Source organism: Sphingomonas sp. UYEF23 (genome assembly GCF_040546165.1).
Taxonomy (GTDB): Bacteria; Pseudomonadota; Alphaproteobacteria; order Sphingomonadales; family Sphingomonadaceae; genus Sphingomonas; species Sphingomonas glacialis.
Map to the genome: position 1 here is coordinate 196,068 of NZ_JBEPNG010000003.1, position 18,140 is coordinate 214,207.

Genomic DNA, 18,140 nt, shown 5'->3' on the forward strand with positions numbered 1-18,140 from the left:
CCAGGGGAGACCGCCCATGCACCCGACCCTCACCCCCGGCATCGATGTGGCGATGCTCGTCTTCTACGCCTTCGTGCTGTTCTTCGTCTGCCTGGTCTTCTACTTGCGCCGCGAGGATCGCCGCGAGGGCTATCCGCTCGAGCATGAGCTGACCGGGCGGGTCGAATCCGAAGGCGGCCCCTTCCACACCGCGATCGCCAAGACCTTCAAGCTCTCGTTCGGCCGTGGCACCGTCACCACGCCGACCAAGGGCCGCGAACCCTTCCAGATCGCCGCACGCCAGACCGACCGCTTCACCGGCGCGCCCTATGCGCCGACCGGCAACCCGCTGGTCGACGGCATCGGGCCCGCCGCCTACGCCAACCGCGCCAAGCACCCCGACATCGACATGGAGGGACATCCACGCATCGTCCCGCTCGGCGCCGCGCTCGACATCACGATCGAACGGCGCGATCCCGATCCGCGCGGCATGCCGATCTTCGGCTGTGACGGACGCCAGGCCGGCATCGTCACCGAACTGTGGATTGACCGTGCCGACCGGCTGGTCCGCTATCTCGCTGTCGACGGCGCCGCCGGAACCGGCGCGATCCTCGTGCCGATGATGATGGTGACGATCGACCGCCGCCGCGGCCATGTCGCCTGCGACGCGATCACCGCAGCGCAATTCGCCGACGCGCCGCGCATCGCGACCGACACGATCACCCTGTACGAGGAGGATCGCGTGCTCGGCTATTTCGGCGGCGGTTATCTCTATGCCACCCCCGCCCGTCAGGAGCCCTTCCTGTGACCGAACATGATTACGAGCCGATCCCGGGGCTGCCCGGGCTCCTCCCGCCAGGCGAGCGGATCGTGTGGCAGGGCGCGCCCGACTGGCGGGTGCTCGCGCGCCGCGCCTATCATACGCGCGCGGTGACGGCCTATTTCGGCGTGCTCGGGGTGTGGGCGGTGGTCGCCGCGGTCGCGCGCGGCATTCACGGTCCCGCCGACCTTTCGGGCGTCGCGCTGACCGCGATGTTCGGGATCATCGCGGTCGGCCTGTTGCGCGCGCTCGCTTGGGGCGCGGCGCGCACCACGCTCTATACGCTGACCAACCGGCGCGTCGTGCTCCGCATCGGCGTCGCGTTTCCAAAATGCATCAACCTGCCACTGGCGATGATCGGCACCGTCGGACTTGCCGTTCAGGGCGATCGATCGGGCGACATCCCGCTCACGCTGGTCGGCGAGCGTCGGCTCGGGTATCTCGCGCTGTGGCCGCACGCGCGGCCGTGGCATGTCGCCGCGGCGCAACCCATGCTGCGCGCGCTGCCCGACGCGGCGCAGGTCGCGTCACTGATCGCGCGCGCGTGCCTCGAGGTGCAGCCGGGCGGCCAGGTCGCAGTGCCGGTAACTTCAGCAGCGCAAGGTCACGGCTTGCGCCAGGCGGTGGCGGCATGAGCCACGCCCATCACGCCGAGCAGCTCCCGCGCGGCGCGCTCATCCTTGCCGGGTCGCTGGTCGGCTTCGCCTTCCTGCTGACCGCGACCGTCCGCATCGCGCATATCCCGCCCGCCGGCTCGCCTGCCGCGCTGCGCGAAACGACGCATGTCGCAGCGCTGCAAACGCGCACGCTGCGCTTCCTCGATGCGGCCGATCGCGGCGTGCGGATCGAGGATGTCGGCACCGGCCAGACCGCGGGGACGATCGTCCCGGGCCAGGAAACAGGCTTCATCCGCGGCGTGATGCGCGGGCTCGCGCGCGAGCGGCGGATGCACGGGATCGGCAGCGAGGCGCCCTTCACGCTGACGCAGTGGCGCGACGGCGAGCTGACGCTGACCGACAGCGCGACCGGGCGCTCGATCGAGCTCAACGCCTTCGGCACCACCAACCGCGCTGCCTTTGCCGCGTTGCTGCGCGCGCCGGAGCTCCCCCGATGAGCCCGTTCCGCCGCATCTGCTTCGACACGCCATGCCGGATCGAGGTCGAGCATAGCGACGAGTTCCTCTGCGCGCATGTCGAGCTGGCCGGCGGTGTCGCGATCAATCCGGGCGACCGTGTCCGCGTCCATGGAGATCCGATCCACGTCGCCTTTGGCAGCGCGCGCGTGTTCGAGCGGATCGCGACGGTCGAACGCGCCGGGCCGATCGAGCGACTGTGGACCAAGCTCTGCGGCCATTTCGAGATGAACGAACTGTACGAAGTCAGCTTTTCGGATCGGAAACTGTCATGAACGCTATCACGCCGATCACCCCCCACGGCGCCGACACGCTCGCGATCGCGCGCGAGGATACCGTGCTGTCCCCCCGCTTCTACACCACCGATTTCGCCGCGATGGACCGGATCGACGTCTCGCCGGTGCGCGCCGAATGGGACGCACTGATCGCCGAGATGGTCGCCGACCCCAACCGCCGCCATTTTCGCCGCACCAATGCCTTTGACGGCGTGATCGAAAGCTTGCCCGATGGCTTGCGCGAGGAATTCATCGATTTCCTGGTGAGCTCGCTCACCGCCGAATTCTCGGGCTGCATCCTCTACGCCGAGATCCAGAAGCGCGCGCAGAATCCCGACATCAAGGCGCTGTTTCGGTTGATGAGCCGCGACGAAAGCCGCCATGCGGGCTTCATCAACGATACGCTCAAGGACGCCGGGATCGGGGTCAACCTCAGCTTCCTGACCAAGACCAAGAAATACACCTATTTCCGCCCGAAATTCATCTTTTACGCGACCTATCTGTCGGAGAAGATCGGCTATGCGCGCTACATCACGATCTTCCGGCACTTGGCGCAGCATCCGCAGTGGCGCTTCCATCCGATCTTCAACTGGTTCGAGGAATGGTGCAACGACGAGTTCCGCCACGGCGAGGCGTTCGCGATCCTGATGCGGACCGATCCCAAATTGCTGCGCGGGCACAATGTGCTGTGGATCCGCTTCTTCCTCGTCGCGGTGTACGCGACAATGTATGTCCGCGACCACAACCGGCCGGCGTTCCACAAAGCGCTCGGGATCGATCCCGACGTCTATGACCACCGCGTCTTCACGGTCTGCTCGCAAATCACGCGGCAGGTCTTCCCGCTCGTGCTCGACACCGACTCGCCGCGCTTCCGCGCCGGGCTCGTGCGGATGCGGCGGATCGCCGCGGGGATCGATGCCGCCAAGGCGCAGGGCGGCGTGATCGGCGCGATCAAGCGGGTCGGGCTGATCGGCGCGGCAGCGGCCACTTTCGCGCATCTGTATCTGACGCCCGTCCAGCGCAACGCGATCCCCGCCTCGGCCCGGCTGGTTCCGGCCTGGTGACGATCCCGCCGCTCCTGTTCGCGCTCGTGATGTGGTTCATCGGGACCGCGGCGGTGGTGTGGCTCGACAGCCGCCCGCGCGCGACCTTCCGCACGAGCTTCCGCGTGGCAGGCGTCGCGGCAGTGGCGGCGACCGCGGCGGTGTGGTGGTCGGCCGACGATGCGAGCTGGGGCGGCGCCTATCTCGGCTTCGCAGGCGCGATCGTGATCTGGGGCTGGCATGAAATGGGCTTCCTGATGGGGTTCGTCGCTGGCCCCAATCGCGCGCCCTGCCCGCCCGCGGCGACTGGCTGGACGCGATTGAAGCTCGCCACCGCGACGGTGATCCATCACGAAATCGCGATCGCGGCGACCGCGCTGCTGCTGTTCGCGCTGACCTGGCGCCAGCCCAACCAGAGCGCGCCGCTGACCTTCCTCTTGCTGTTCGGCTTGCGGCTTAGCGCCAAGTTCAACCTGTATCTCGGCGTGCCCAATCTCAGCGACGAAGTCTTCCCGGCGCATCTCGCCTATCTCAAGAGCTATTTCCGCACCCGCGCGGGCAATGCGCTGCTGCCGGTGTCGGTGATCGGCTCGGGCGCGCTCGCCGGGTGGGCGTGGAGCGTCGCCGAAGCCGCGCCAGCGCAAAGCGGCGCGGCCGTCACCGCGACCTTGCTCGCAGGGCTCGCGGCATTGGGGCTCGTCGAGCATCTTTTTCTTGTGTTGCCGCTGCGCGATGCCAAACTGTGGCAGTGGGCGTCGGCAAAGACCCAAGCGGCAAAAGCCGCGATAAGAGAGTAGGAGGGGTACGCCATGGATTATGAGGCATTCTTTCAGGTCGAGCTCGACGCGCTGAAGGAGGACGGGCGCTACCGCATCTTCGCCGAGCTCGAGCGCAAGGCCGGCAGCTTCCCACGCGCGAATCATTATGCCGAGGACGGCATCGGCGATGTCACCGTATGGTGCTCGAACGACTATCTCGGCATGGGCCAACACCGCAAAGTGCTCGACGCGATGCACGCCACGCTCGATGCGTGTGGCGCGGGCGCCGGCGGCACGCGCAACATTTCGGGCACGACGCACGCGCATGTCGTGCTCGAGGCCGAACTCGCCGATTTGCACGGCAAGGAAGCGGCGTTGCTGTTCACCTCGGGCTATGTCTCGAACTGGGCGGCGCTCGGCACGCTCGCCGCGCGGATGCCGAATTGCGTCGTGCTGTCGGACGAACTCAACCACGCCTCGATGATCGAGGGAATCCGCCACAGCCGCGCCGAGTGCATCCGCTTCAAGCATAGCGACCCCGAAGATCTCGATCGCAAGCTGTCGCAGATCGACCCGTCGCGGCCCAAGCTCGTCGCGTTCGAAAGCGTCTATTCGATGGACGGCGACATCGCACCGATCGCCGAGATCCTCGACGTCTGTGAAAAACATGGCGCGATGTCGTATCTCGACGAAGTCCACGGCGTCGGGCTGTACGGCCCGCGCGGCGGCGGCGTCGCCGAGGAGCGCGGGCTGATGGACCGCATCACCGTGATCGAAGGCACGCTCGGCAAGGCGTTCGGCGTGATGGGGGGCTATATCGCCGCCTCGGCCGCGCTTTGCGATTACGTCCGCAGCTTTGCGAGCGGCTTCATCTTCACCACCGCGCTGCCGCCCGCCCTCGCCGCTGGCGCGACCGCGAGCATCCGGCATCTCAAGGCCAGCGGGTGGGAGCGCGCGCAGCACCAGGCGCGCGTCGCGCAAGTCCGCCGGCGGCTCGACGCGATCGGCATCCCGACGATCGACAATCCCAGCCACATCATCCCGGTGATGGTCGGCGACGCCAAGAAGTGCAAGATGATCAGCGACTGGCTGCTCGAGCAGCACGGCATCTACGTCCAGCCGATCAACTATCCGACGGTCCCGGTCGGCACCGAGCGGCTGCGCCTCACGCCGTCGCCGGTCCATTCGGACGGCGATGTCGACAAACTGGTCAACGCGCTGTCGGAGATCTGGTCGCAATGCGCGCTCGCGCGCCGCGCGATGGCGGCGTGAGGGCGGCGGCGTGAGCGGGGCCGCGCCAGCGGGGCGGCGCTAGGGGGCGAAATACACGCCGAGTCTTTCGCAACGCCCTTCTCCGTCACCCCGGCCTTGTGCCGGGGTCCACGGCTGAGCGCGACACGGCTCCCGATGCGATTGCAGCACGGTAGACCCCGGGACGAGCCCGGGGTGACGAGTCTCGGCGAAGCACCCGTTTTGGTCTATTGAAGCGACATGCCGATCTCGGCGAAAAACCTCGGACAGTCCGGCGCCCGCGTCTACTCTTCCAGCCGCCTGCGCACCCGCCGCGCGAACAGCCACGCCGCGCCGAACACGAGCGGCACCGCGCCGACCATCACCCATTCCTTCCAGGCATGCGCCGGCGCAGCGAGATAGCCGATCAGCGCCACGGCATAGTAACTGATCGCCACCACAGAGAGCCCCTCGACCGTCTGCTGCAGCCGCAATTGCAGCTGCGTGCGCGTGTCCATCGATTCGAGCAAATCGCGATTCTGCTTGGCGAGCGCGATGTCGATCCGCGTGCGGAGCAGCTCGCTGGTCCAGGCGGCGCGTTGCGACAGATCGTCGAGCCGCGCCGAGAAGCTGTCGCACGTCCGCACCGCCGGCGTCAGCCGCCGCTCGGTAAAGTCGGCGAGCGTCTGATAGCCCGCGATCCGCCCGATCCCGAGCGTCTCGAGCCGATCGAGACTGAGTTGCGCATAAGCGCGCGTCGCGCTCATCCGATAGCGCGTCTCGGCGAGCAGCCGCGCGAGCTCGGCCGACAGATAGGTCAGCTCGTCGAGCAGATTGTCGTCCTGTGTCCGCCGCTCGGATACTGCGTGCGTCAGGTCGGCGAGTCGCGCCTCGAGCCGCGAGACGTCGGGGGTGAGCCGCTGTGCAAGCGGCAGGCCGAGCAGCGCCATGTTGCGATAATTGCCGAGCTCCTGCAGCCGCAGCACGAGCTGCGAGGGCTCGTCACGCTCAAGGCCATGGTCGATCAGCAGCAGGCGTCCGAACCCGTCGGTGTTGAGCCGGAAGTCCGACAGCATCGTCGCCTTGCCCCCGGCAATCTGGCAGCGGATCAGCGCATCGGGCGCGAACAGCCGGTCGAGCTGCGCTTCGGCGGGCGGATCGGTGCCGGGCGGATAGACCGCGATCTGCGTCGCGCGGATCACCGCGCCGGGCATATCGGCGGCGATATCGGGCGCCAGCGGATCGAACAGGTCGGTCGCGAACGGCTCGTCGAACGCCCCTTCGCTGAGGAAGGTATAGCTGGCGAACTCGGTATGCCGTTCGAGCACGAGCTTGGTGGTGCCGAAGTCGACCACCGCATAGCGCGTATCGGGAGCAACGCGTGTCCCGATGTGCCGCGTGATCCGCTCGAAATGCGCCGCCGCACCGCTCGCGCCCTCTTCGCCGAGCACGGTCACGATCTGCATCAACCGGCACGGCGCGGCGAACCGCGGCAGCCGGCGGACGTGCATTTCCTCGGCGAGCTCGGCGCGCAGCGGATGGTTGTGGAAGCTCAGGCCGTCCATGCAGACTGCTCCCGACCGGACACACGCCCGCAGCCAGGCGGCTGCGGCGCGCGATCCATCATTGCCGCCGCGTCATAGCCTGCGGGTCGGCCAGCACCGCGGGCACCGCCTTCCCGGCGGCACCACCCTCGGGTGCAGCGGTTGGCATTGGCGGCGCCTTGAGCGTCGGGTTCGCCGCGAGCATCGAAATCCCGCCGAGCGGCTTCGACTGGCCCTGGTGACACGTCTGGCAATTCGCCTTGTACGGGTCGCCATGCGGTCCCTTGCGATAGGCCGGGAACACGCTTGCCAGCGAGTCGATATATTGGCCGTTGATATCGCGCACCATGCGGATCCCGTAATAGGCGGTGACGCGCTGCGGCCGGCTGATCGTCCACGATCGGAACGACTGCGTATTGTGGCAATAGGTGCAGTTGACGCCGAGCGCGGTGCTCATGTGCATCATCAACCCATAACTCTTTTCGGCTTCCTTGATCGACACGACATGATCGGGCGAGGGATATTGGCTGCTCGCCGCGACGCGGATCTGCGCCTTGCCGTTGAGATAGGTGGCAAACGGATCGTAGGGCAGCGAGGCATAGCCGACGCTTACGTTGGGCGTGTTCTGGCCATGCTTGTTGCGGACGATCGAATTGGGATCGGCGACGCCCTCGGCGATCGCCCATTTATACGCCGGCACCGCATTGCCGCGATGGCAGGTGTAGCACGTTACGCCCGTCGCCTTGACATGGCTCGACCATTTGCCGTTGATTTGCCGCGTCATCTGCAACATCCGCCGCGCGACGACCTTGGTGTATTTCTCGTCCGACGCCATGTTGTTGGGGTTGTGGCAATAATTGCAGCCCTGTTCGGGCGGCGCGACCCATTGGTTGATCGACGCCATCAGATGGTTGAAGCGTTCGGTCGAAACGTCGCCGAGCACCTTGACGTTCTGATAGGTTTCGCGCGCGCGCGGCCCGCTATCGTCGGGGAGCGCGTAAGGCGGCGCGGGGATCGCCGACGCCTTCACCATATGGCGGACGTCGATGATCTGGTCGCCGCCGGTGCCGCGATACCCGGTCTGCTGCGTGATCTTCGGTCCGACCTCGCACCCGCCGAGCAGCATTGCGCTCGCCAGCCCCGCGACACCAAGGATCTTGCTGACGCCGCTCATTGCGATGCTCCCGGAAGCGTAGCAGGATCGATCACGCCCGTGCCCGGATAATTGGGCGCATAGCCGTGCTGGATCGCCCACAGATACCAATTGTCGACCACGGTGCCGGTCAGCAGGATACCGATCCCGCCGGTCAGCGTGGTCAGCACCGCGAACCACCAGGCCCAGCGATGAATCGATTCGTAGGTCGCGTTGAACCCCATCGTCCAGCGCCAGAACAGCGCCGCGCGCTCGGCCGCGGTCCCGCGATCGGTGATATGCTCGAGCTCGCGCTCGCCGCCATAGCGTCCGACCGCGAGGATCGTCGCGCCATGCATCGCGAACAGCAGCGTCGATCCGTACAGGAAGACGATCGAGAGGCAGTGGAACGGGTTATAGAAGAGATTGCCATAGCGGATCGAGAACGCCGCGGTCCAATCGAGGTGCGGGAAGATGCCGAACGGCACCGCCTCGGCCCAGCTCCCCATCAGCATCGGCCGGATGAAGCCGAGCACCAGCATCAGCCAGATCGCACTTGCAAACGCCCAGGGCACGTGCGTGCCCAGCCCCAGCGCCTTGGCGCGCCGGAAAGTACGCAACCACCACAGCAGCACCGAGGTCGACATCGAGAAGCCCGCGATCTGCCACCAGCCGCCTTTCGCCAGCGGCACGAACAGCTGGAAGCCATATTCGGGCCCGGGCGGCTCGAGCGCGAGCCACGGCAATTGCCGTGCGAACTGGATCGGGTCCCAGCCGACCGACGCCCACATGTTGAGCCCGATCACCTCGAACGCGAGAAAGCCGAACATCAGCGACAGGATGCCAAGCCCGCCGAGATAGATCGGCCCGATCTGCGCATTGCCGATCTTGCCCATCCAGTAGGAGAAGCCGGGCTTCCCGAGCCGCGGGAAATCATAGGGTCCAAGGGCGGGGCCCATTTCGGGCGCGCCGCGCAATTGGATTTGGGTGAAGATGTTCTGATAGCTTGCCACGCGACGTCTCCCCTCAGGACCAGATCGGCAGGTTGAGCCACCAGCTCCACCATTCGGGCCAGCCGCGTGTCCACAGCGGTCCCGAGATGATGATGCAGATCGCGCTCCAGAAACCTGCGCTCAGCGCGAGGAACAGCCCGAGCCGGTGGATGCCGAGCGTGCCGACCGAATAGCCGATCGTGTCGCGGAAGAAGGCGTCCTCATATTCGGGCGAGCGCACCTCGCCTTGCGTCCCGTCGGGGTTCTTCGCGGGGTTCGCCGCCGACAACACCAGGCCGCCGTGCAGCGCGAGCGCGAGCGTCGTCGTGAAGAAGAAGCTCACCGCGAGCATGTGCGCGGGATTGTAGTGGAAATGGAGATATTGGTAGCCGGTGTTCGACACCCAATCGAGATGGCTGAAGATGCCGTAGGGAAAGCCGAAGCCCCACGCGCCGAGCAGCATCGGGCGGATCACGACGAGCGAGACATAGGCGAAGATCGCGACGCCGAACGCGGCCGGCACGTGATAGCCGATGCCGAGCTTGCGGCAGATCTCGACTTCGCGCAGCGCCCACGACACGAACGATCCGACCGCGCAGATCGTGATGATCTGCCAGAAGCCGCCCTCGCGAAGCGGCGCCAGCGACAGGCCATAGCGGAGGTCGGGGGGCGCGATGCTGATCAGCCAGATGTTCCAGGTTGGCCCGAGCGACGCGGCATAGACGATCAACGCCGTGCCGAGCCCCGCGAACAAGGCGGTCGTCACCCCGAAGAAGCCGACGAAAAACGGCCCGACCCAGAAATCGAAAAGATCCCCGCCAAGCAGCGTGCCGCCGCGGACGCGGTATTTTCGTTCGAAACTCAGCAGCGCCATGACGCCATCCTCCATCGCCAGCCCGCAGCGTCGTGCTGCGGCGGGCGCCATCCCTCCCCAATACCGGCATCAAGCGGATGGGACGGCTGTCACGCCCCATCCGCTTGAGCGCGCGCCCGCTATGGCGCGGGCGTCGTCGCCGGTGCGGTCGCCGCCGCTGGTGCGGTGTGCGGACCATCGAGCCAGTTGAACCGGTCGGTGCTGAGCAAGATGAAATGGATCAGCAGCGCCAGCACGAACAGGAAGGCGAACAGAGCGACGAGCGTGCGCCGCGGATCGAAAATAAGCCAAACTCTCCACATGACGTGGTCTCCTCGTTACGATGAAATATCAATGGATCCAGGGCCGCCACATCCACACGAGGATATGCGCCACGATCGCGACTGCGGTGAACAAAGCGAAGCTGGTGATGAAGAGCTTGTGAAACTCCTTCGCTTCTTCCGGGGTCAAATAGGTCCCCGGCCCGAACCTTTCTTCTCGATTATCGCTCATTGCTGCGTCTCCATTCTGACGACCACGATCAGGAGCGTTGGATGCGCTCCCCGGCTGCATCCGCGCGGCACCTGCCGTGGGATTTCGGATCCGCGCGAACGCGGGAAAGAACGCCGCGCGGTCATCCGCCGCGGCTTTCGGTGATGGCGTGCGCGAGGCGGCTCGGCGAAACCGAGGCCTCGCCAGCGCGCCGCGCGCCACGTTCGGCGGCGTCGCGGATGCGCTTGGCGGCGGAAATCCGCACCAAGACGGGCTCGCGCTCGACCGCTTCGTCGAGCGCCGCCTTGGCGGCGTCTTCCCACGCGACTTCACGCTCGATCCGCGCGGGCGTCGCCTCGACCGTGTCGAGCTGGCCGGCAAGCGGAAGGATGTGGAAGAGCGCGTCGAACAGCGCGTTGCACACTTCCTGGATGAGATACGTCGCGCCGGCATAGCCCATGAAGGGCGTGCCGGTGTGGCGGCGGATCACCGCGCCGGGGAAGCTCGCCGGAATGTACACGCCGCGCGCGCCGGCCTCGGCCATGTACATCCGCTCGTTGAAGCTGCCGAACACGATCAGCGGCGGGTTGCTGCGGATCGCGTCGATCACCGCCTGGTTGTCGGGCTTGATCCCGGCCGAGCGCCCGAAGGCGAAGTGGCATGGCAGCCCCATATCGCCTTCGAGAAACGCGCGGATCCCTCTCGCGTAGGTCTCGGTCGCGACGATGCCGAAGCTTGCGGTGCCGAAGAAGTCCTGCGTGACCGAGCGCCACAGATCCCAGAGCGGCTTGATCGTCGTGTGCTTCTCGCGCTCGATGAACGGCTCGGGATCGAGCCCGAGCAATTCGCCGAGCTTGCGGAGGAACAGCGTCGTGCTCTCGAGCCCGATCGGCGCCTGGAGATAGGGCCGTTCGAGCGCCTCGCACAGCCCGCGCCCGAACTCGCGATAAAGGCAGACGTTGACGCGCGCGTCGGCGAGCTTGCGGACATCGGCGAGATGGCTGCCGAGCGGGAAGACCATCCCGATTTCGGCACCGATCCCCTCGACCAAGCGGCGGATCTCGGCGAGGTCCGACGGCATGTTGAAGCTGCCGTACATCGGGCCGATGAGGTTGACCTTGGGGCGCTCGCCTTCCTTGAGCGGGCGCAGCGCGGGCACTTTCTTGGGCCCGAACTGCGTCCACAACCAGGTCAGCGCACGGTCGCCCGACTGCCACTGATCCTCGTCGATCGTGCGCGGCAGGAAGCGCTGGATATTGGTGCCCTCGGGCGTGACGCCGCCGCCGATCATCTCGGCGATCGAGCCGGTCACGACGACTGCGGGCAGATCGGGATCGAGCGTCGCCCAGGCGCGTTTCATCGCGCCTTCGGTGCCGTCGCGGCCGAGCTCCTGCTCACCGAGGCCGGTGACGACGATCGGCAATTCATGCGGGGGCAACGCGTCGGTGTAATGCAGCACCGAGGTGACGGGCAGATTCTCGCAGCCGACCGGGCCGTCGATGATGACCTGCAGCCCCTTGATCGCGGTGAAGGCGTAGACCGCGCCCCAATAGCCGCCGGCACGATCATGATCGAGGATCAGCGTCATACCCCGACGCTTTCTTCCGCCTTGGCGGCGGCGATGCGTTTGGCGGCGTATTTTGCCTTGAACTCGGGCCGGTCGACCGGCGTAGTCTCCCACACGCCAGCCGACGGCCCCGTCCCCACCCCGTCGAAGAAACGCGTCATCTTGTCGAAGCGCGCCTGATTGGCGAGCGCGGCGTTGACGACGAGCGCGAGGCTCCCCGCGCCGGCCGGCCCCATTAGCGGGCGCGCCGAGATGAGGTTGGTGAAATAGAGCGCCGGGATCGCCTTCTGCTTGGCGTGCTGGACGACGGGCGTCGTGCCGATCGCGAGATCGGGGCCATATGCCTCGACCGCGGCGATGTCCTGCTCGAGGCTCGCGCGATATTGCACGCGGCAGCCATGCGCCTCGAGCCAGTCGCGATCGGGATCCGACCACACTGTCCGCGGGCATGCCGTACCGACATAGGGGACGTCCGCGCCGCTCTCGATCAGGAGGCGCGCAACGAGCAGTTCTGAGCCTTCATAGCCCGAGACGGTGATCCGCCCGGCAATGGGTTTGGCGGCGAGCGCGCCGCGGATCGCGGGGATAAAGCGGTTCTTGGCCGCATCGACCTTGCCTTGAGCGATCCCGCATGCCGCGCCGATCGCGTCGAGCCATGCCGCCGTCCCGTCAGCCCCGACCGGCGCCGAGCCGATCACGCTGCGGCCAGCCGCCTCGAACTCGCGGATGCTCGCGGTGTAAAACGGATGGATTGCCGCCACCGCGGCGCAATCGAGCGCGGCGTAGAGCTCGCGCCATTCGCGCGTCGGGACGACCGGGCCGGCGGCCAAGCCCAGCGGTTCGAGCAACAGCCCGATTCCGGGCGGGTCCGCCGGGAACATCTCGCCCAGGAGCGTCACGCTCGGCCGGTCGGGTCGTTGCTTCGGCGCGGCGACGGGGCCCTGCTCGGCCTCCTTGCGCGCATAACTGAGCATCGCGCCGGCAAGCACGTCCTTCGCCTCGGCATGCGTCGGCACGCCGAAGCCGGGGACGTCGATCCCGATGATGCGGACGCCGTTGATCTGGTCGGGGAGCAATTGCAGCGGCACGCCGCTCGCGGTCGGCACGCACAGATTGGTGACGATCACCGTGTCGTACAGCGCCGGGTCAGCGAGCTGGTGGACGGCGTCGCGAATGTCTTCGAACAATTTGCCCGTCACCAGCGTCTCGGACGAAAAGGGGACGTAGCCAACGCTGCGTTTCGCGCCATAGAAATGCGAGGTGAAGGTGAGGCCATAGACGCAGCACGCCGAGCCCGAGAGGATCGTCGCGGTGCGGCGCATCCTGAGGCCCACGCGGAGCGAGCCGAACGCCGGGCACATCGATTGCGGCTGGTCGTGCGGGCCCTTGGGGTAATCGGCGTCGTAGCGTGCGAGGACGTCGGATTTGCCGGCGAGTTCGGCCGCTTCGCGCAGGGTTGCGCCGCTCGAGCAGCCACCGCTCTGGGTCGCAAGATCGATGCGATCCGGGCGCCTCTCCGCCCCTCCAGGGAGCGAAGGCGCAAGGAGACCAGCGTCAGACGGCATCGTACACGACCTCGAGCGTCGGCTTGGTGACATAGGCGACGCCGCGCATGTCGGTCTGGCTCGCAGGCCGGAGCGTGTAGTCGGCGCCCGTCACGTCGGCCGAGAACAACCCGAGCAGCCCGTCCTGGTCGAGCGGCGTGGGGCGCAACGGCGGCGCCTCGGCGACGTTGAGCGCGAGCTGTTCGAACAGGCTCGCCCATTGTCCGCCGGGCTTGCCGATGATCTGATAGTTCGCGCTCTTCTTGCGGATATCCTCGTTCGCGGGGATCGCGGTCAGCACCGGAATCCCGACGGCCTCGGCAAACGCGTTGGCCTCGCCAGTGCCGTCATCCTTGTTGAGGATCATCCCCGCCACGCCGACATTGCCGCCCATCTTGCGGAAATATTCGACCGCCTTGCAGACGTTGTTCGCGACATAGAGCGATTGCAGGTCGTTGGAGGCGACGACGATCACCTTCTGGCACATGTCGCGCGCGATCGGCAGGCCGAAGCCGCCACACACCACGTCGCCGAGGAAATCGAGCAGGACATAGTCGAAGCCCCATTCGTGGAAGCCGAGTTTCTCGAGCGTCTCGAAGCCGTGGATGATCCCGCGCCCGCCGCAGCCGCGGCCGACCTCGGGGCCGCCCAATTCCATCGCGAATACGCCGTCGCGCTGGAAGCAGACGTCCTCGATCCCGATCTCCTCGCCGGCGAGCTTCTTCTTCGAGCTCGTCTCGATGATCGTCGGGGTCGATTTTCCGCCGAACAGCAGCGACGTCGTGTCGCTCTTGGGGTCGCAACCGATCAGCAGCACGCGCTTGCCCTGCTGCGCCATCATGTAGCTGAGGTTGGCGAGCGCGAACGACTTGCCGCTGCCGCCCTTGCCGTAGATCGCGATGATCTGCGTTTCCTTGGTCACCGGCCCGGTCGAAACGGGATCGGGCTCGTACGCGGCTTCGTCGCGCAGCGGGCCTGGGTCGAGCATCGTCATACCGCACTCCAATCGAGGACCATCTTGAGGCAAGCAGGATCGCCGAACGCCGCCGGATAGGCGTCGGCGGCTTCGGCGGCCGGCCGAAGGTGACTGATCAGCCCGTCGAGCCGCAGCGCGCCGGATGCGATCAGCGCCGTGGTCGCGGCGACATCAGCCGGGGTAAATTCGGCCGAGATGCGCAGCCGCGCCTCGCGCTGGAAGGCTGGCGGGAAGGCAAAATCGAGCCGGTCGTAGAATCCCGCAAGCACGATCTCGCCGCGCTTGGCGAGCCGTGGGACGATCGCGTCGAGGATATCGGACGCGCCGCTCGCCTCGCAGATCGTCGCATAGTCGCGGCGCTCGTCCTGTGCGGGATCGATCACTGCATAGCCGCTCGCATCGCGCCGATCGGGATTGGTCTCCCACACCGTCGGCGCCGGCGCGCCGAGCGCCACCGTGATCCGCGCCGCAAGCCGCCCGACGATCCCGTGCCCGATCACGAGCTCGGGCGGCGTGCCACCTGCGACGGCGTGATAGGCGGTTGCGGCGAGCGCGGTGAGGATCCCGTCGGCACCGAGCGACTCGTCGACCGGGATCGCGCGCGCCGAAGGCAACAGGACGCGCCGCGCCGATCCGCCGAACAGGCCGCGTGCGCCGTCATAGCAATTGGCGCCGGGAACGAAGACCCATTCGCCGATGCGCGCGCGGACCTCGGGGCCCGCATCGACGATCCGGCCGACCGATTCATAGCCGGGGACCAGCGGATAGCCCATGCCGGGGAAGGCGGGCATCTTGCCCGACCACAGCAATTTCTCGGTGCCCGCGCTGATCCCGCTCCAGGCGATTTCGATCAGGACGTCGGCGCGGCCCATCGCGGTCAACGCCAGGCGACGCAGGGCGAGCTGTCCGGGCTCCTCCAATACGATCGCCAGTGTATCCACCGTGCTTCCCCTGCCGCGCCCCGTTACGGGTCGTCTTGGTGTCAATCTATATGGACACTTTGTTTTGTCAATCATCATTGACGGTTGATCGTCAGGCCTCCGCGACGACCACACGACACGTGATCGGCAGCGCAGTCGGCAGCAGCCGCGAGCGAGCGAAGCCAGCGGTGTGGAGCATCGCGCGAATCTCGGCGGGAGCGCGCGGACGGCCCGACCCCATCGCGAGCAGATACAGGCCGAAATAGGCGTCTCCGGCGGGTTCGGCGCCCGGTGTCTGCGCCATCGGCTCGGCGATCAGCAGGCGACCGCCGGGGGGCAGCGCGGCACGAATCGCACGCAACAAGGCGAGCGCGACCGAATCATCATGGTCGTGCAGCACACGCACCAGCGTGATGAGATCGTACCCTTGCGGGACGGGGTCGCTGCGGAAGCTGCCGCCATGAATCGACGTCCGCCCGCCAAGCCCCGCGGCGGCGAAGCGCGCGCGCGCGCGTTCGCCGACCGCAGGCAGATCGAACACAGCGAGCTCGAGCGTCGGCACACGCGCCGCGACCGATTCGACAAATCCTCCCTCGCCACCACCGATATCGAGCATCCGCCGGTGGCGCGCGAAATGGTAGGCGTCGAGCGTCTGCGCCGCGACGAGCGGCTGCGATGCTGCCATCAGCCGCGAATAGGGCGCGACCGATTCGGCGTCGCCGGCGCCCGGCGCTTCGGCATAGCCCCAATATCTCGCGAGCGCCCCGCCGCCGCCACAGCGCCGCAGCAGCGCCACGGGATCGGCCAGATCGGCATAGAGCAAGCCGTGGTGCGCGACCATTTCGGCGATCCCGCCATTGCCGCGCAGCGCCGCGCCCGCGCTGCCCAGCACCCAGGCATCGCCGAGTCGTTCGACCAATCGCAGCGCCGCAGCCGCGCGCAGCAGCCTGAGCGTGCCCTCGGGCGGCAGGTCGATCTGCGCGGCGAGCGCGTCGCACGTCTGCGGTCCGTCGCCGAGTCGATCGAGCAGCCCGGTCGCGATGCACGCCGCGAGCGTCTGCGAATAGACGAAGCCCGCCACCAGATCGAACAGCCCGCGCGCCCGCGACCGGGCGATCGGGCGCGTCAGCCAGCAGCGCGCGGCAAAGCGCTGGAACCGCGGCGACCCCAGCAGCCCGTTTCGCCATGCCAGCCACGATGTGCGGGCCGAGAGCAGAACGGACTTGCGCAAGACAGGCTTTGACATGTCGCCCTTGGTGGACGAAACTGAGTGTCCAGTCGAGTGGACACTGGCTGGATCGAGGATTCATTACGGTGGACAGACGCGATACAGTGCTCGTCATCGGCGCCGGGATCGGCGGGCTGGTCAGCGCGGCCTTGCTCGCCGCGCGCGGTGTGTCGGTTACCGTGGTCGAGGCAGCCTCTGCCCCGGGCGGAAAGATGCGCCAGGTCATGGCGGGCGGCGCGGCGGTCGACGGCGGGCCGACGGTCTTCACGCTGCGCCATGTGTTCGACGAAATCTTCGCCGCCTGCGGCGCGTCGCTCGATGCGCATGTCGCGCTCACCCCCGCAAAGATCCTCGCGCGCCACGCCTGGGGCGACGACCGGCTCGATCTGTTCGCCGATCCTGCGGAAAGCGAGGCCGCGATCGGCGATTTTTCCGGCGCGCGCGCAGCGGCGGGTTACCGCGCGTTCTGCGCCGAGGCGCGCCATATCTTCGAAACGCTCGAAGCGCCTTTCCTGCGCGCGCCGCAGACCAACCCGCTCGGGCTCACTTGGCGGATGGGGTTGCGCGGGCTGACCGATCTCAGCCGCATCCGCCCGTACGAAACGCTGTGGTCGGCGCTCGGTGATCATTTTCCCGACCCAAGGCTGCGGCAATTGTTCGGGCGCTACGCGACCTATTGCGGATCCTCGCCGTTTCACTGCCCGGCGACGCTGATGCTCGTCGCGCATGTCGAGGCCGCCGGGGTCTGGCTGATTGCGGGCGGGATGCATGCGCTGGCCAAGGCGCTCGAGGCGCTGGCGATCCGGAACGGCGCGGTCTTCCGCTATGGCGAACCGGTCAGCGAGATCCTGGTCGAGCGCGGGCGTGCGAGCGGCGTGCGGCTCGCCTCGGGCGAGCAGATCCGCGCGACTGCGATCGTCTGCAATGCCGATCCCGCAGCGATCGCGCACGGTGCGTTCGGCCAGGCAGTGCGGCGCGCGGTCGCTCGGCAACCTGCGCGCAAGCGCTCGCTCTCGGCGCTGGTATGGTGCGCGAACACACCCGCGCGCGGCTTTCCATTGCTGCGCCACAATGTTTTCTTCGCACGCGACTCGGCGACCGAATTCGCCGAGCTCGCCGCCGGCCGCGTTCCCGCCGACCCGACCGTCTATGTCTGCGCACAGGACCGCGACGCGACGACAGGCGCGGGCGCCGGCGCATCCGAGCGCGTCCAGATCATCGTCAACGCCCCCGCCACCGGCGACACGTCCCCTCTTTCCCAAGCGGAGATCGAGCAATGCACGCTATCGATGCACGCCACGCTGCAGCGCGCTGGCCTGACGCTGGACTTGCCCGAGGAGGCGACGGTGCTGACGACGCCGAGTGGCTTCAACGGCCTGTTCCCACGGACGGGTGGAGCCCTTTATGGACGGGCCTCGCACGGGTGGGCGGCATCCTTCCAGCGCCCCGGCAGCCGGACACGGATCCCTGGGCTCTATTGCGCGGGCGGGAGCACCCATCCGGGCGCGGGCGTCCCGATGGCGGCCTTGTCCGGCCACCTAGCCGTCGACTGCCTGCTCAAGGACCGCGCTTCGACGTCCATGTCGACTCGAACGGCTATGCCTGGTGGTATATCGACGCGGTCAGCGCCGACCGTCGCTTCGGCCTGACGATCA

Annotated in this window: 19 protein-coding genes; 8 read left to right on the forward strand and 11 right to left on the reverse strand. The window is 67.3% G+C overall.

Annotated features, from left to right (window positions below; genetic code table 11):
• The first annotated feature begins 16 nt into the window (after positions 1-16).
• Genes puhA through hemA form a run of 7 tightly spaced genes read left to right on the forward strand, consistent with a single transcriptional unit; the run spans position 17 to position 5,279 of the window.
• Positions 17-787: a photosynthetic reaction center subunit H gene (puhA, locus tag ABIB28_RS06995; protein ID WP_133191444.1), complete on the forward strand. Its 771-nt coding sequence runs from the start codon at positions 17-19 to the stop codon at positions 785-787.
• Entirely contained in the window at positions 784-1,434 is a 651-nt protein-coding gene (puhB, locus tag ABIB28_RS07000; RefSeq protein WP_354287391.1) for a photosynthetic complex putative assembly protein PuhB, read from the forward strand. Before puhA ends, puhB begins: the two co-directional genes overlap by 4 nt.
• Entirely contained in the window at positions 1,431-1,913 is a 483-nt protein-coding gene (puhC, locus tag ABIB28_RS07005) for a photosynthetic complex assembly protein PuhC (protein WP_354287393.1), read from the forward strand. Before puhB ends, puhC begins: the two co-directional genes overlap by 4 nt.
• Positions 1,910-2,206, forward strand: coding sequence for an O2-dependent cyclase accessory protein (locus tag ABIB28_RS07010; protein WP_354287395.1), 297 nt, complete (start codon positions 1,910-1,912; stop codon positions 2,204-2,206). Before puhC ends, ABIB28_RS07010 begins: the two co-directional genes overlap by 4 nt.
• Entirely contained in the window at positions 2,203-3,270 is a 1,068-nt protein-coding gene (acsF, locus tag ABIB28_RS07015) for a magnesium-protoporphyrin IX monomethyl ester (oxidative) cyclase (RefSeq protein ID WP_354287397.1), read from the forward strand. Before ABIB28_RS07010 ends, acsF begins: the two co-directional genes overlap by 4 nt.
• Positions 3,267-4,046: a putative photosynthetic complex assembly protein PuhE gene (gene puhE, locus ABIB28_RS07020; protein ID WP_354287399.1), complete on the forward strand. Its 780-nt coding sequence runs from the start codon at positions 3,267-3,269 to the stop codon at positions 4,044-4,046. The genes acsF and puhE overlap by 4 nt, the downstream gene beginning before the upstream one ends.
• Before the next feature lie 12 nt (positions 4,047-4,058).
• On the forward strand, positions 4,059-5,279 hold the full coding sequence (gene hemA, locus ABIB28_RS07025; RefSeq protein WP_133191438.1) for a 5-aminolevulinate synthase: 1,221 nt from the start codon (positions 4,059-4,061) through the stop codon (positions 5,277-5,279).
• A gap of 263 nt (positions 5,280-5,542) precedes the next feature.
• Here the strand turns inward: hemA and ABIB28_RS07030 are convergent, their stop codons facing one another.
• From ABIB28_RS07030 to ABIB28_RS07080, 11 genes are all read right to left on the reverse strand, one after another.
• Positions 5,543-6,802 carry a DUF3422 family protein gene (locus ABIB28_RS07030; RefSeq protein WP_354287402.1) on the reverse strand — a complete coding sequence of 420 codons (1,260 nt, stop codon included), beginning with the start codon at positions 6,800-6,802 and terminating at the stop codon, positions 5,543-5,545.
• Positions 6,803-6,860: 58 nt separating this feature from the next.
• Entirely contained in the window at positions 6,861-7,955 is a 1,095-nt protein-coding gene (pufC, locus tag ABIB28_RS07035; RefSeq protein ID WP_354287404.1) for a photosynthetic reaction center cytochrome PufC, read from the reverse strand.
• Positions 7,952-8,926 (reverse strand): photosynthetic reaction center subunit M, encoded by a 975-nt coding sequence (gene pufM, locus ABIB28_RS07040; RefSeq protein WP_133191435.1) that lies wholly within the window; start codon positions 8,924-8,926, stop codon positions 7,952-7,954. Before pufM ends, pufC begins: the two co-directional genes overlap by 4 nt.
• Positions 8,927-8,939: 13 nt before the next feature.
• Positions 8,940-9,779: a photosynthetic reaction center subunit L gene (pufL, locus tag ABIB28_RS07045; protein ID WP_133192152.1), complete on the reverse strand. Its 840-nt coding sequence runs from the start codon at positions 9,777-9,779 to the stop codon at positions 8,940-8,942.
• A gap of 119 nt (positions 9,780-9,898) precedes the next feature.
• Positions 9,899-10,081, reverse strand: coding sequence for a light-harvesting antenna LH1, alpha subunit (pufA, locus tag ABIB28_RS07050; RefSeq protein WP_133191434.1), 183 nt, complete (start codon positions 10,079-10,081; stop codon positions 9,899-9,901).
• A gap of 28 nt (positions 10,082-10,109) precedes the next feature.
• Positions 10,110-10,271: a light-harvesting antenna LH1, beta subunit gene (gene pufB, locus ABIB28_RS07055; protein WP_133191433.1), complete on the reverse strand. Its 162-nt coding sequence runs from the start codon at positions 10,269-10,271 to the stop codon at positions 10,110-10,112.
• 121 nt (positions 10,272-10,392) lie between these two features.
• A complete protein-coding gene (bchZ, locus tag ABIB28_RS07060; protein ID WP_133191432.1) occupies positions 10,393-11,838 on the reverse strand; it encodes a chlorophyllide a reductase subunit Z in 1,446 nt (481 codons plus the stop codon).
• On the reverse strand, positions 11,835-13,382 hold the full coding sequence (gene bchY, locus ABIB28_RS07065; protein WP_354287408.1) for a chlorophyllide a reductase subunit Y: 1,548 nt from the start codon (positions 13,380-13,382) through the stop codon (positions 11,835-11,837). Before bchY ends, bchZ begins: the two co-directional genes overlap by 4 nt.
• Positions 13,372-14,355: a chlorophyllide a reductase iron protein subunit X gene (locus tag ABIB28_RS07070; RefSeq protein ID WP_133191430.1), complete on the reverse strand. Its 984-nt coding sequence runs from the start codon at positions 14,353-14,355 to the stop codon at positions 13,372-13,374. The genes bchY and ABIB28_RS07070 overlap by 11 nt, the downstream gene beginning before the upstream one ends.
• Complete coding sequence (gene bchC, locus ABIB28_RS07075) at positions 14,352-15,278, reverse strand: chlorophyll synthesis pathway protein BchC (protein WP_354287410.1); 927 nt, start codon at positions 15,276-15,278, stop codon at positions 14,352-14,354. The genes ABIB28_RS07070 and bchC overlap by 4 nt, the downstream gene beginning before the upstream one ends.
• A gap of 91 nt (positions 15,279-15,369) precedes the next feature.
• Positions 15,370-16,488, reverse strand: coding sequence for a methyltransferase (locus tag ABIB28_RS07080; protein WP_354287412.1), 1,119 nt, complete (start codon positions 16,486-16,488; stop codon positions 15,370-15,372).
• 83 nt (positions 16,489-16,571) lie between these two features.
• Here ABIB28_RS07080 and crtD point away from each other — a divergent pair, with 83 nt between their 5' ends.
• Positions 16,572-18,134: a 1-hydroxycarotenoid 3,4-desaturase CrtD gene (gene crtD, locus ABIB28_RS07085; protein WP_354287414.1), complete on the forward strand. Its 1,563-nt coding sequence runs from the start codon at positions 16,572-16,574 to the stop codon at positions 18,132-18,134.
• Positions 18,135-18,140: the final 6 nt, after the last annotated feature.

What these genes read in the sequence shown, in the direction of transcription:
- puhA (WP_133191444.1), top strand. Translation starts at nt 17, where the DNA reads ATGCACCCGACCCTCACCCCCGGCATCGATGTGGCGATGCTCGTCTTC.
- puhC (WP_354287393.1), top strand. Translation starts at nt 1,431, where the DNA reads ATGAGCCACGCCCATCACGCCGAGCAGCTCCCGCGCGGCGCGCTCATC.
- ABIB28_RS07010 (WP_354287395.1), top strand. Translation starts at nt 1,910, where the DNA reads ATGAGCCCGTTCCGCCGCATCTGCTTCGACACGCCATGCCGGATCGAG.
- acsF (WP_354287397.1), top strand. Translation starts at nt 2,203, where the DNA reads ATGAACGCTATCACGCCGATCACCCCCCACGGCGCCGACACGCTCGCG.
- hemA (WP_133191438.1), top strand. Translation starts at nt 4,059, where the DNA reads ATGGATTATGAGGCATTCTTTCAGGTCGAGCTCGACGCGCTGAAGGAG.
- ABIB28_RS07030 (WP_354287402.1), bottom strand. Translation starts at nt 6,802, where the DNA reads ATGGACGGCCTGAGCTTCCACAACCATCCGCTGCGCGCCGAGCTCGCC.
- pufC (WP_354287404.1), bottom strand. Translation starts at nt 7,955, where the DNA reads ATGAGCGGCGTCAGCAAGATCCTTGGTGTCGCGGGGCTGGCGAGCGCA.
- pufL (WP_133192152.1), bottom strand. Translation starts at nt 9,779, where the DNA reads ATGGCGCTGCTGAGTTTCGAACGAAAATACCGCGTCCGCGGCGGCACG.
- pufA (WP_133191434.1), bottom strand. Translation starts at nt 10,081, where the DNA reads ATGTGGAGAGTTTGGCTTATTTTCGATCCGCGGCGCACGCTCGTCGCT.
- pufB (WP_133191433.1), bottom strand. Translation starts at nt 10,271, where the DNA reads ATGAGCGATAATCGAGAAGAAAGGTTCGGGCCGGGGACCTATTTGACC.
- bchZ (WP_133191432.1), bottom strand. Translation starts at nt 11,838, where the DNA reads ATGACGCTGATCCTCGATCATGATCGTGCCGGCGGCTATTGGGGCGCG.
- bchY (WP_354287408.1), bottom strand. Translation starts at nt 13,382, where the DNA reads ATGCCGTCTGACGCTGGTCTCCTTGCGCCTTCGCTCCCTGGAGGGGCG.
- ABIB28_RS07070 (WP_133191430.1), bottom strand. Translation starts at nt 14,355, where the DNA reads ATGACGATGCTCGACCCAGGCCCGCTGCGCGACGAAGCCGCGTACGAG.